Source organism: Streptococcus sp. CF10-1 (assembly GCF_024295825.1).
In the GTDB taxonomy this organism is placed as follows: Bacteria; Bacillota; Bacilli; order Lactobacillales; family Streptococcaceae; genus Streptococcus.
On record NZ_JANCPQ010000004.1, the window covers coordinates 11,867 to 24,493 of the forward strand.

Sequence of the window (12,627 nt, forward strand, 5' to 3'; positions counted from 1 at the left end):
TTTTCTACTCTTTCTCATTCAAATAAACTACCTGTGTCTGTTTGACAAAGCCGATTTTTTCATACAAGCGCTTGGCACCTACGTTGCTGTCCTCTACTGCAATCTGAAATTCCTTATCATTTTGCTCAATCAGTTGGTTGACCAGGGATTTTGCTAAATAGCTTCCATAGCCTTTTCCACGTTCAGGTTCCGATATTGCCAAACCATAGAGGTAATTCGTATTAGTCGATAAATCTACCGTGCAAGTTCCAATAACCTGACCGTTTTTTAATAAAATATATAGGCGACTTTCTGGATCTTTTAGAGCTTCAGCAACATATCTATCCGAAACTTCTCTCGATTCATGCTCCTCTGAAAATGCCTGAAATTGTAACTGGCTAATTTGCTCCTGATATGAACTATCTGCTAACAAAACTTCAAGATTGGAAAGTTTTGCTAACGGATAAGGTCTTCTATCCTTACCTAACCAGATTTCTGTATTTTCATCCTCGACCAATCCCCAGTTGCTGACAAAATCAGGATGACGCTCTAGAAAAATACGTTCTGTCTGAAAAGTAACTGAACGAATAGGAAAAGAAGCCGTTTCTTTCTCAAAACTCGTAAACAAAGCACGCGCAATTCCCTGACGGCGATGATTTGGATGAACCAGTATCGTCACTTCCACATCTTGGTCATCAGCATAGACAGTTAATAGACCAACAAGTTCGCCTTTTTCATAATAAAGGAAAAAGGCGGGCATGTTGGGGTCAAAATTAAGCATGTTAGAAAGATAGGGAGCACGATAAGTTCCATCATAGGCTTGGCAACAGTCAATTAGTTTTTTCGCCTCAGATAACTCCTCTTTGCTTAACTTATTTCTTGCTTGAATCATATAGCTATCCTCTACAACCCCGACGATCTGTGACTGGCTTCTTTAGCCTGCTCGAGTTTATTGACGTAGTACTCCCGTTTTTCTTCGACTTCGTGGATCGTTGGTTCATCCTTCTGTCCATGAACTCGGACGATCTTAGCCGGAATACCGACCACCGTCACATCACTAGGTACGTCTGCCACGACAACTGCTGCTGCACCGACCTTGGCATTTTCACCTATTTCTACCGGTCCGATAACTTGGGCATGGGCTGATATGAGTGCTCCCTTTCGTACAGTCGGATGGCGTTTGCCACAGTCTTTCCCTGTCCCACCGAGAGTCACTCCATGATAGAGCAGAACGCCTTTTTCAACAATCGCCGTCTCTCCAATCACCAGACCTGAACCATGGTCGATAAAGACACCTGGGTCAATCTGGGCACCTGGATGAATCTCGATTTGAGTCCAAAAGCGCCAAAACTGACTGTGCATCCGAGCTAGGAGTTTGAAGCCGTGCTTCCAGAGAAAATGCGAGAGACGGTGGGCAGCTAAGGCCTTGACACCTGGATAAGTCAGCAAAACTTCCAAACTGTTGCGTGCCGCTGGATCATTTTCTTTTACAATATCAATGGTTTCGCGCCACCATCCCATACATTTCTCCTTTTCTTATTCTGAATCTTTTGGCGTATCTGTGAATTCTTTCTTAGGTTTGTGGTCCTTGTGATGACGTGGACGGTGAGGTCGCTCAGACTTTTCGCCTTTTTCATCATGATGCTCAGGTTTTGGCGGACGAGGAAGAAGTGCCTTCATAGAGGCATCGATACGGCCTTTTTCATCAATCTTGATAACCTTAACATCGACTTCATCACCGATAGCTACCAAGTCCTCGACACGGTTGGTGCGAGTCCAAGCCATTTCAGAAATGTGCACAAGTGCATCTGTCTTATCAAAGAGGTTGACAAAGGCACCGAATTTCTCGATACGAACAACTTTAGCATGGTAAACTTCATCCACTTTGGCTTCACGAACCAAACCAGCAATGATTTCTTTGGTACGGTTAATGGCATCTTGGTCGCTAGAGTAGATAGACACATTACCTTCTTCGTCGATATCAATCTTAACGCCAGTTTCAGCGATAATCTTGTCGATGGTTTCTCCACCCTTACCGATGACAATCTTGATCTTGTCCACATCAATCTTGATGGTATCAATTTTCGGTGCAGTTGGAGCCAATTCGGGACGAACTTCAGGAATAGTCGCTTCAATCACATCAAGGATTTCAAAACGTGCTTTCTTGGCTTGAGCAAGAGCCTCAGTCAAGATTTCTGCAGTAATCCCTTGGATTTTGATATCCATTTGAAGGGCTGTAATCCCGTCGCGAGTACCGGCAACCTTGAAGTCCATGTCTCCAAAGTGATCTTCCAAACCTTGGATATCTGTCAAAACAGTGTAGTTATTTCCATCTGAGATGAGACCCATGGCAATACCAGCTACTGGCGCCTTGATTGGCACACCACCAGCCATAAGGGCAAGCGTTCCCGCACAGATAGATGCTTGAGATGAAGAACCATTTGATTCTAATACTTCAGCTACCAAACGGATAGCGTATGGGAATTCTTCCAAACTTGGCAAGACCTGAGCAAGAGCACGCTCACCAAGAGTACCGTGACCAATTTCACGACGACCAGGCGCACCGTAACGACCAGTTTCCCCTACAGAGTATTGAGGGAAGTTATAGTGGTGCATAAAGCGTTTCTTGTACTCTGGGTCCAAACCATCGATGATTTGAGTTTCTCCCATTGGAGCTAAGGTCAAGACTGAAAGAGCCTGAGTTTGTCCACGAGTAAAGAGACCGGAACCATGCACACGAGGAAGGAAGTCAACAACCGCATCCAAAGGACGAATTTCATCGACCTTACGACCATCAGGACGTACCTTATCTTCTGTGATCAAACGGCGCACTTCAGCGTGTTCCATTTGTTCCAAGATTTCAGCCACATCACGCATGATTCGTTCAAATTCTTCATGGTCTGCATATTTTTCTTCGTAAACAGCAGTCACTTGGTCTTTAACTGCTTGAGTTGCAGCTTCACGAGCCAATTTTTCTTCTACTTGAACCGCTTTTTGGAGGTCACTGTTGTAGGCTGGGATGATTTCAGCCTGCAAGTCAGCATCCACATGAAGCAATTCCACTTCTGCTTTTTCCTTACCGACAGCAGCAACAATTTCTTCTTGGAAGGAAATCAATTCTTTGACAGCTTCGTGTCCTTTGAGAAGGGCTTCCAACATGATTTCTTCTGACAATTCTTTGGCACCAGACTCTACCATGTTGATGGCGTGCTTGGTACCAGCTACTGTCAATTCAAGAAGCGATTGCTCTGCTTGTTCTTGACTAGGGTTGATGATGATTTGACCATCGACATAGCCCACTTGTACCCCAGCGATTGGACCGTCAAACGGAATATCTGAGATAGAAAGCGCCAAAGATGAACCGAACATGGCTGCCATTGGTGCAGAGGCATTTTCATCATAAGAAAGCACAGTGTTGATCACTTGCACTTCGTTACGGAAACCTTCCGCAAACATCGGACGGATTGGACGGTCAATCAAACGCGCTGTCAAAGTCGCATCTGTTGAAGGACGTCCTTCACGTTTCATAAAGCCACCAGGAAACTTCCCAGCCGCATACATTTTTTCTTCGTAGTTGACTTGAAGTGGAAAGAAATCCCCAGTTGCCATTTTCTTAGACATAACGGCCGCAGTCAAGACAGTTGACTCACCGTAACGCACGACAACAGCGCCATTTGCTTGCTTAGCAACCTGACCAGTCTCTACGATTAACTCACGACCCGCAAAAGTCGTTTGAAACACTTGTTTTGTCATTTTAATCCCCTTTGGATTGATGAAATTATACGCCTTGCCTACAAAGATCAAGATACCAAGGACGTCAAAAGCAAAGTAAAAATAGGAAACTGACGAAGTCTTCGATGAAGACAAGACAGTTTATCTTTTTTACACAGCTTTTTGGCCGGGTTCAATTACACATGATAGCATAAATTGACGCAGTGTGCGATGCACACCAGGAAATCTATCTTTTTCACTAGGGATTTAGCCCGTGTTCAACTTTCAAGCTACAAATCATTAGAAAGGTTTGATGCTAAAGCATCTAATCCTTTCACGCTAATTGCTATTAGACGATTAGCTAAATGCTTTACTAACTCTCTCGTCAAATAACATCGATTTGACTCGTTCGTATCGCTTCAACTAAATGCTAAAAAGAACAAATTATGAAAAAATTTCTGTCATAAAATTGAGAATCGACAAAGCCTTTAAAACTTTTATACCCTCATCTTTGTATCAAGTACGTACAGAGTCTATTTTATCATATTTTTCTTAAAAAGTGCGGGCTTTTCTATTAAAAAGGAACCATTCCCCTCACCTGAGAAGAATGGTTTGCTTTTTATTATCCTAAAGACTGATGATTAAACAAAGCATGGGTTGCTTGGTGGATATATTTTGCTGTTTCAGCATTGTTCATGGTGTAGAGATGCACACCTGCGACATCCTGAGTGACTAAGTCCACGATCTGATCCACTGCGTAGGCAAGTCCTGCTGCTCTGAGCGACTCTGGGTCATGCTCATACTTGTCTAAGATGGCCTTAAATTTGCGTGGAAGGTGGATATTCTCACAAGTCTTCAAGAGACGAAGCGCTTGGTTACGGTTAAGAATGGGCATGATCCCCGCATGAATGGGAACCTCAATCCCTGCCAAGGTACACTTGTCTTGGAAATCATAGAAACGCTCATTGTCAAAGAAAAGTTGCGTTACAAGGCTTGAACAGCCTGCATCCACTTTCTTCTTGAGATTTTGAATATCTGAGATCTGGTTTGGCGAGTCAGGGTGCCCCTCTGGGTAGCAAGCACCAATAATATCAAAGTGAGGAGCTTGCTCCTTGATGAACTCGATCAAATCCGTTGCGTAGCGGAAATCCTTTTGCGGTTCCACATCAGGGATAATATCCCCACGCAAGGCCAAGATTTTCTGTACCCCAACCTTATCCAAGTCTGCAATGGTTTCAGCAACCTTGTCCTTGGTCAAGTAGATGGCTGGCAAGTGGGCAATAGTTGGGATCGCCAAATCATTCTGGATAAAGTCAGCCAAACGAACCGTTGTTTCCTTGATATTAAATTTATTATTGCTGGCAGTCACACTGATAAAGTGCGGTGTCAGCTCCCGCATATCCTGCAAGGCTGAAATAATTTTATCATTACCCACAGCTGGGTTTGGAGGGAACACTTCAAATGAAAGTGACGGAGTTTGGCGTGACATAGTCATTATCCTTTTCTTTTTGATTTCATGATTGCTGAGCTATCTAGGGCCAAGCAGTTCCTTGATCAGTCAGTGTCACGAGAGAAATCTTATCTTACAATTTCTCACGCGCAGCTTTTGCTGCTTCGACAAGGCGGATCAAGCTTTCTTTTGTTTCTGGAATACCGCGTGTTTTCAAACCACAGTCAGGGTTGATCCAAACTTTCTTGCTTGGAACTTTGGCAAGAATAGCATCGATTGTGTGGTCGATTTCGCCTTCATTTGGCACACGAGGTGAGTGGATATCGTAAACCCCAGGTCCCACTTCTGTTTGGAAGTTTTTCGCTTTGAGTTCGTCCAAGATTTCAAGGTTTGAACGGCTTGCCTCAAATGAAATAACGTCCGCATCCATGTTGTCGATAGCTGGGATGATATCTGTAAATTCTGAGTAACACATGTGAGTGTGGATTTGAGTATCTGGCGCTACTGTAGAGTGTACCAGGCGGAAGGCTGGAATAGCCCAGTCAAGGTAGTCTTCGTACCAGTCGCTACGACGGAGTGGCAATTTCTCACGAAGAGCAGCCTCGTCGATTTGGATGATTTTCACACCTGCAGCTTCGAGGTCAAGAACTTCATCCTTGATGGCAAGAGCGATTTGAAGAGTTGAATCCTTGATAGAAATGTCTTCACGTGGGAATGACCAGTTAAGGATGGTAACAGGTCCAGTCAACATACCTTTGACAGGCTTGTCTGTACGGCTTTGTGCGTAGCTAGACCATTTGACAGTGATTGGGTTGAGACGAGTTACATCACCCCAGATGATTGGTGGTTTCACCCCACGCATACCGTATGATTGTACCCAACCATTCTTAGAGAAGAGGTAACCTGACAAGTTTTGACCGAAGTACTCAACCATGTCGTTACGCTCAAACTCACCGTGTACAAGCACGTCAAATCCAACTTCTTCTTGCCATTTGATCCATTCGTCGATAGTTTCAGCAAGGAAAGCATCGTATTCTTCTTGTGACAATTCACCCTTACGGAAGGCCAAACGTTTGGCACGGACTTCCTTAGTTTGAGGGAATGAACCGATGGTTGTTGTTGGAAGAGCTGGAAGTTTGAATGCTTCTTCTTGGATGGCTTCACGTTCCGCAAAGGCTGGCAAACGAGTGTAGTCTGCGTCAGTCAATCCAGCGATACGCGCACGAAGTTCAGCATTTTCACCAACACGTTCAGTCGCAAAGAGTTCTTTATTGGCTGCAAGAGCTTCTGCGCCTTGACCATTGCGGATAGCATCCAAATCACGAATTTCATCCAATTTTTCAACTGCAAAAGCAAAGTGGTTCAAGATAGCTGGTTCAAATTCTTCGTTAGCAGTTGTAAATGGCACATGAAGAAGTGAGCATGAGCTTGTCAATACGATGTTTTCAGCTGGGATTTGCTCAAGAACAGCCAAGCTCTTTTCGTAGTTGTTGCGCCAGATGTTTTTACCATTGACGATACCTGCATAGAGAGTCTTGTCAGCTGGGAAACCACCTTTAACGAGTTCAAGAGTTTTCTTACCTTCAACGAAGTCAAGACCGATAGCATCAACTGGCAAGTTCACAAGGTCAGCGTAGACATCACGAACGTCACCGAAGTAAGTTTGAAGCAAGACTTCAAGACCTTTTTTGTCAGCCAAGAGTTTGTTGTATAGGTTCAAGAAGAGAGCTTTTTCTTCAGCTGTCAAATCTTTGACAAGAGCCGCTTCGTCGAGTTGGATGCGAGTCGCACCAAGCTCAGCCAATTTCGCAAAAACTTCTTGGTAAGCAGCTACTAAGCTATCTACGAAGTCTTCTGCTTTCACGCCTTCTTCAAAGTCTGATAATTGAAGGAAAGTGAATGGACCTACAAGGACAGGACGAGTGTTGAGACCAAGTTCTTTCGCTTCTTGGAACTCGTCAAAGATCTTGTGACCAGCCAATTTAACTTGAGTGTCTTTTTCAAATTTAGGAACGATGTAGTGGTAGTTGGTGTTGAACCATTTCTTCATCGGAAGGGCACGCACGTCCCCTTTTTCTCCTTGGTAACCACGACCCAAAGCAAAGTAACGCTCAAGGTCAGACAAGTCCAAGTTTTGAACTGATGCAGGAACTACGTTGAAAAGGAAAGCAGCATCAAGGAAGTTGTCATAGTGAGAAAAGTCATTTGATGGAATTTCAGTGATGCCTTTTTCTTTGACAATGTTCCAGTGTTTTGCACGCAAGTCTTTTGCTGCGGCAAGGAGTTCTTCTTCTGAGATTTCTTTTCTAAAGTATTTTTCAGTTGTAAATTTTAATTCGCGGAATTCACCCAAACGAGGGAAACCGATGATCGTAGTTGACATGATGTGTCCTCCAAAATTTGTTGTTGAAACTATCTTAACAGAAAAGAAAGGGTCTGTATAATTGTAAATAATTAGGCTTTGATATAGTTTGAAACTATACCGCTTTTTAAAGCACAAAAAAGGATTCGGAGAAGATTCCCCAAATCCTTTGGTAGACAATGGTTAACAGATTTTTAAGATAGTCTTATTCATAGTCAAACTTGAGTAAACAGATAGCTGACTATGGCTTGCTATTAGAAATGACTATAGGCACTGATTCTCAACTATTTTCCTGTTCAAGTGGGACAACTGCGAGTGTCTTGCCTAAACTGGCTAGAACTTTTAAGACGGTATCTAACTGAGGACTCGTCTTGCCAGTTTCCATCCTAGCTATGACAGGCTGGCTCACTCCACTGAGTTCTTCTAGTTTTTTCTGACTGATACCTTGCTCATGTCTAGCCTCGATTAATTCACTCATGATAGTCACTCGCATATCACTCTCAAGGATTTCCTCCTTGGTAAAGAGTTGAGACCGAATATCCTTCCAATTACTCCCGATAGCACTATTCTTCATTACTTAGCCCTCTTTCTTTTATGTCCTTCAATTCACTCTTGGCTTTTTTAAAATTATAACTTAAAAGTTATTAAAAGTAAATCCAATTACTTACAAAAAGTAGACCTTAGAATCATTCTAAAGATCTACTTTTAATTATTCGAAAAAAAAACGAAAAGAGTTATAATCTGGAGCTAATCTTTGCTATTACTCCAGCTCGATCCCCTTCTCACGGAGATTAGCCAGACATTCCTCATAGTAGGCAGCGTCATGTTCGCTATAGATAGGACTTTTCAGCTTTTCCTCAGCTAAGTCTTGATAAGGCGGGCAGGTCTTGCCACGGTAGTTCTTATCTAGCCACTCTGGACTGACATTATAGCCACGGCTAGCCATCTCCTCCATGATCAAACGATGATAAGCATAGAGATGATAGGGCGAGTGGGTAAAGACATAGTCAACTGTCGCATGCTTTCTGCCCCAGCCATTGCCACGCAGGGCGCAGCACTCTCGATGTTGTCCCAAGAGCTGAGGGCGGGGAAGTTGTGGGATCAAAGCCTCATGCCAAAGTCTCATGGGAGTCTCCTTTCAACAAGGTCGAATCTTGCAGATAAGCATTTGGATAGCGTTCAAGCAAATCTCTAGTTCTAGCAATCAGGTCTTCCTTTGAAGCCTGACCAAAGCGATAGCGATCCAGCAAGAGCATATAGTCCTTGCACTCATCAGGACTGGCTTGCTTTTTAAAATAGCCCCAAATATGCTGAAAGGCATTGCAAACCTGACCCCTGTGTTCTGGAATCTGGCAGGCACGGTCAATCATCTCTTGAACCTGACTCAGCTCCACCACTTCTTGCTTGAGATACTGGCGAATGTCCTTGTAAATATTGCTAGAATGACTCAAAACAAGGTATTTATTTTCCGCCCAGAGTTGCTGACAAAGGGCACGTTGGTTGTTGTTATTCATAATTGACATTATACCATATTTGAGTCAAAAACATTATTTCTTACATTATGTACTTATAAAATTGCCTCTTTTAAAGCTTCTTGAAGTTCTTCATCTACTGCGTATATATAAAGTCCATTTACTCCTCTAGTTAATAAAACATTTAATTCATTTTTCAAAAGATCTTCACCAAAATTCTTCATTTCACCATTTTCGAGTTTTCTATTTTGAACCGCACCTTTATTTTTACTTTCAGAAATATCAAACATGATTTTACCATTTCTGTATTTAACTGATGGACCAATAATTACCCCAGCGTAATTCAAATCAAATCCCTGAACCGTAAAAGTAGAGCCTATTTCATCAATTGTTTGGGGTTGCTCTATCCAAGATAATTTTGCGTCTTTCTTCTCTGGCTTTATTTGTTGATTCCAAGGAGCCTTCCAGTCGCCGATTTCAACAAACCATTTTGGTCTATCTTGTTTCTTTTTTTCTTCAACATAAGGCCAATCATATGTTGCAACTAATCTAGAAATACCTAGTTTTTGATCTTTATTCTTTAACTTAATAGCTTTTTGTAGTTCAAAAGGAGAATCAAAAATTCTAATATCATATTGCTTATCTTTTGTTAATTTTTTGATTTCACAATCATCAATAATACTTCTAATCCAATTGACAGTTTCAGGATTTGCTTTTATTCTCATTTGATTACGTAATTCAATTAAATTTCCTTCCAGATTAGCTTCATGCTCCAATTCAAAAAATGTATTATCAGTCCATATTTGAGATTTATTCATAATCTGTTTATCATCATAAACCAAAACAACTACTTTCGACTGTGCTAATAAATCAATTAAATGATTTCCTCCAAGATATGCTTGATTTTTCGCAGTAAGCAGTAAATGCCCTTCGTCAACTATAACCACTCCTGCTTTAATCTTTTCTTTTCTCAAGGCATTTAAAAATTGAGTAGGCTTCATTGCCACTTCCAAACTAGAACCACTATTCCAATTCAGTTTTCTTTCAATTTCTTTATATACACTTAATTGGTTATTATGATTTACAATAAGATTAATGTAATTATTATCTTTAATAAATGAAATATCTTCAGAATTTAATAAATCATCTACCAACGAATTCATTAAAACTGTTTTCCCTGCTCCAGCTTCTCCTTTAACCAGAATAAGGGTTCCCTCTTGATTTTTACTAATGGAAGCAATTATTTTATTTATGATAGTATTTTTAGCTTCAATTTGTTCTTCGGTTAATTTATGAAAGGGAGATGCTTTAAAAATTGCTGAATTTCGAACAATACTCTCAATCGGAAATAATGACTGATTTCTTTTTCTCAGTGAACGCCAAACTTTTGAAAAAATTGAATCCAATTCGTTAGATGTATAATATTCATTTTGAGGATTCTCTTTTCTATTTTGTACTCTTATGACTTTACCAACACTTGAAAGATAAAGCATTAAACGATTTTCAATGTCTAGAGTTAAAGACTTATTAAAATGATTGTGACCAATTATAAACATCTTCGTTGTAGAAGATGTTGCAAAGTCTCTCCAATCATCCCTGTTTTCTTTCTTTATATCATCTGTTAAGTGCTGGCTAGTTCGCCGAATTATATCAGCTGTTTCACCTACATATACACTAAATTGATCATTCTTATTATCGTTAACAATATAGACAACTGGATAATCAAATAAAAGTTTCATATCATTTTTATGTTCACTAGATTTAAGTTGACTTTTAAGATTTACCAGCGAATTGTTTGAATACTCTATCTCTCTTACTATTGGGCTTTTTATTTTAACCATTATTTCTCCAACTCAGTATATTTTTTATTATTACCTTTACTTAACTTAACAGGATATTTCCGATTATTATCAACTAATTTATCTTCAATAATCTTTTCTACATCTAATTGTAAATTATCAGCCAACATAAAACTATAAATTAGAACATCGGCTAGTTCCTCTTTTATTCTTCCCAATGATTTACTAGTGACCTCTTCAGACTGCTTCCACTGAAATAATTCTAAAAGTTCACTCGCTTCGATCGAAATTGAAATTGCTAAATCTTTTTCATTATGAAATTTTCTCCAATCACGGTCATCTCGAAATTTATTAATTTTATCAATTGTTGACTTCATTTTAATTCTCCAATGTAAATCTACTAATATATATTATAACATGAATAAGTTTTATAAATGTGATAAAAATAAAAAAGAAGGATTTACTCCTTCTCTGTGGACACTATTCAATTTCTATCACTTATTAGTTAGAATTTCTATCAACTCTTCGTCATTAAGTGGTTTATTATCACTGAACCTAATTGAATTATCATAATAAGCCTCATAGTATTCAGGTGATAATAATGTCATATCTAAGATGTAGCTTTTATCTTTATCCTTTTGATAATTTGCTACTATCTCTGATTCTCGTAATTCTTTCTGAGATTTTGGTGTACCATTAGTCCTTTGGTACTTTTCCATCAACTGCAAGTGTTGAAAAATTACTGAAATATATCTAGAAGGATTTACTAGAAATCTTTTACTTACAACAGACTTCGGAACTAAGATTAGAAGTTCCTCTACACCATTTTCATTAGGAGCAAGAACATACTGGCTTTCAAAGGTAGCCCACTCATGACTCTCAGAATCCCAATAATCAAAACGTTGTACTTCATTACTGATTTTTAAACCGTGTAATCGAGCTTGTGCTAAAGAATATAAAATCAATTCTTTTTTTAATAAACTTACTAACAAATCAGACAGCCTATCTTCTGAAAAACTCTTTACAAAAATCGGCATCGCTATAGGTGTCAGTAATTTTTCTTTGATTCTACCTACCGATTTATAGACATACCCAAAAAATTGATCAAGCATCTTCATTGAAACACCTGTCCCTTTGGAGTTACTCTCAGAATATCCAAAGTGGATAGCATTACATTCTTTAGAGTGTGAAAACAATTGAAATGCGCCTGCTTTATTACCTAAAGTGTACATTTTATAGACTGTATTTACAAAATCATTAACAATATTTCTAAAACCATCTGATAGCAACAATGGGTCTAAAAATAATTTAACATCCTTTGATGTATCTACATCAACAAAATCCAATCCTACTTGGATTGATTCTCTATTTAATAAGTTTGATATTCTTATAATATCTACCTCTTTTCTTAATTTTTTGTAGAAAAAAGAAAAATTATCAAAATGAGATTTACATTTCTTTTATTTAGTGTTAGAATAAAAGAGAATTTTTTGAAATAGTGCCTCTATCGCCATTTTGAAATTCACTATTTTTAGCCAGACGTCAGCCCCTACTGACGTCTTTTTTCTACAACTATTATTATATCAAATAAAATCAAAAAATCAATATCTTGTATATATTTATAACAAAATTTTAAATTTACACTATATATTGTATAAATTACTTAATTCGAGTCCGTAATTCTATTATTCTCTATATCTTGTGTTTTACAGTACTTAATAACAAACCCAAAATCACCCTTAGAATGTAGTCTAGGGGTGATTTTTTGCTTACAGATTAACATTTACATCCTAGACTACTATCTCGGATTTTGTTGAGTTCTTTCAGGAGTTGAGTTAGGTATTTTTTTATGGG

At 39.4% G+C, this 12,627-nt stretch carries 11 protein-coding genes; all 11 read right to left on the reverse strand.

Annotated features, from left to right (window positions below; genetic code table 11):
• Positions 1-4 precede the first annotated feature (4 nt).
• On the reverse strand, positions 5-871 hold the full coding sequence (locus NMM25_RS06050) for a GNAT family N-acetyltransferase (protein ID WP_254736261.1): 867 nt from the start codon (positions 869-871) through the stop codon (positions 5-7).
• An 11-nt stretch (positions 872-882) separates the two neighbouring features.
• The gene (gene cysE, locus NMM25_RS06055) at positions 883-1,500 is read right to left on the reverse strand and encodes a serine O-acetyltransferase (protein WP_254736262.1); all 618 of its coding nucleotides are present in this window, start codon (positions 1,498-1,500) and stop codon (positions 883-885) included.
• Between the two features lie 15 nt (positions 1,501-1,515).
• Positions 1,516-3,732, reverse strand: coding sequence for a polyribonucleotide nucleotidyltransferase (gene pnp, locus NMM25_RS06060; RefSeq protein WP_254736263.1), 2,217 nt, complete (start codon positions 3,730-3,732; stop codon positions 1,516-1,518).
• Positions 3,733-4,312: 580 nt separating this feature from the next.
• The gene (metF, locus tag NMM25_RS06065) at positions 4,313-5,179 is read right to left on the reverse strand and encodes a methylenetetrahydrofolate reductase [NAD(P)H] (RefSeq protein WP_254736264.1); all 867 of its coding nucleotides are present in this window, start codon (positions 5,177-5,179) and stop codon (positions 4,313-4,315) included.
• A 94-nt stretch (positions 5,180-5,273) separates the two neighbouring features.
• Positions 5,274-7,523, reverse strand: a complete 2,250-nt coding sequence (metE, locus tag NMM25_RS06070; RefSeq protein ID WP_254736265.1) for a 5-methyltetrahydropteroyltriglutamate--homocysteine S-methyltransferase — start codon at positions 7,521-7,523, stop codon at positions 5,274-5,276.
• A gap of 259 nt (positions 7,524-7,782) precedes the next feature.
• Positions 7,783-8,076, reverse strand: a complete 294-nt coding sequence (locus NMM25_RS06075) for a helix-turn-helix domain-containing protein (protein WP_254736266.1) — start codon at positions 8,074-8,076, stop codon at positions 7,783-7,785.
• Positions 8,077-8,262: 186 nt separating this feature from the next.
• Positions 8,263-8,628 (reverse strand): TIGR02328 family protein, encoded by a 366-nt coding sequence (locus tag NMM25_RS06080; RefSeq protein ID WP_254736267.1) that lies wholly within the window; start codon positions 8,626-8,628, stop codon positions 8,263-8,265.
• A complete protein-coding gene (locus NMM25_RS06085) occupies positions 8,612-9,016 on the reverse strand; it encodes a YbgA family protein (RefSeq protein ID WP_254736388.1) in 405 nt (134 codons plus the stop codon). The genes NMM25_RS06080 and NMM25_RS06085 overlap by 17 nt, the downstream gene beginning before the upstream one ends.
• 53 nt (positions 9,017-9,069) lie before the next feature.
• Positions 9,070-10,815, reverse strand: coding sequence for a DUF2075 domain-containing protein (locus NMM25_RS06090; protein ID WP_254736268.1), 1,746 nt, complete (start codon positions 10,813-10,815; stop codon positions 9,070-9,072).
• A complete protein-coding gene (locus tag NMM25_RS06095; protein ID WP_042902790.1) occupies positions 10,815-11,150 on the reverse strand; it encodes a nucleotide pyrophosphohydrolase in 336 nt (111 codons plus the stop codon). The genes NMM25_RS06090 and NMM25_RS06095 overlap by 1 nt, the downstream gene beginning before the upstream one ends.
• Positions 11,151-11,267: 117 nt before the next feature.
• Positions 11,268-12,119: a hypothetical protein gene (locus NMM25_RS06100; RefSeq protein ID WP_254736269.1), complete on the reverse strand. Its 852-nt coding sequence runs from the start codon at positions 12,117-12,119 to the stop codon at positions 11,268-11,270.
• Positions 12,120-12,627 lie beyond the last annotated feature (508 nt).

What these genes read in the sequence shown, in the direction of transcription:
- NMM25_RS06050 (WP_254736261.1), bottom strand. Translation starts at nt 871, where the DNA reads ATGATTCAAGCAAGAAATAAGTTAAGCAAAGAGGAGTTATCTGAGGCG.
- cysE (WP_254736262.1), bottom strand. Translation starts at nt 1,500, where the DNA reads ATGGGATGGTGGCGCGAAACCATTGATATTGTAAAAGAAAATGATCCA.
- pnp (WP_254736263.1), bottom strand. Translation starts at nt 3,732, where the DNA reads ATGACAAAACAAGTGTTTCAAACGACTTTTGCGGGTCGTGAGTTAATC.
- metF (WP_254736264.1), bottom strand. Translation starts at nt 5,179, where the DNA reads ATGTCACGCCAAACTCCGTCACTTTCATTTGAAGTGTTCCCTCCAAAC.
- metE (WP_254736265.1), bottom strand. Translation starts at nt 7,523, where the DNA reads ATGTCAACTACGATCATCGGTTTCCCTCGTTTGGGTGAATTCCGCGAA.
- NMM25_RS06075 (WP_254736266.1), bottom strand. Translation starts at nt 8,076, where the DNA reads ATGAAGAATAGTGCTATCGGGAGTAATTGGAAGGATATTCGGTCTCAA.
- NMM25_RS06080 (WP_254736267.1), bottom strand. Translation starts at nt 8,628, where the DNA reads ATGAGACTTTGGCATGAGGCTTTGATCCCACAACTTCCCCGCCCTCAG.
- NMM25_RS06085 (WP_254736388.1), bottom strand. Translation starts at nt 9,016, where the DNA reads ATGAATAACAACAACCAACGTGCCCTTTGTCAGCAACTCTGGGCGGAA.
- NMM25_RS06090 (WP_254736268.1), bottom strand. Translation starts at nt 10,815, where the DNA reads ATGGTTAAAATAAAAAGCCCAATAGTAAGAGAGATAGAGTATTCAAAC.
- NMM25_RS06095 (WP_042902790.1), bottom strand. Translation starts at nt 11,150, where the DNA reads ATGAAGTCAACAATTGATAAAATTAATAAATTTCGAGATGACCGTGAT.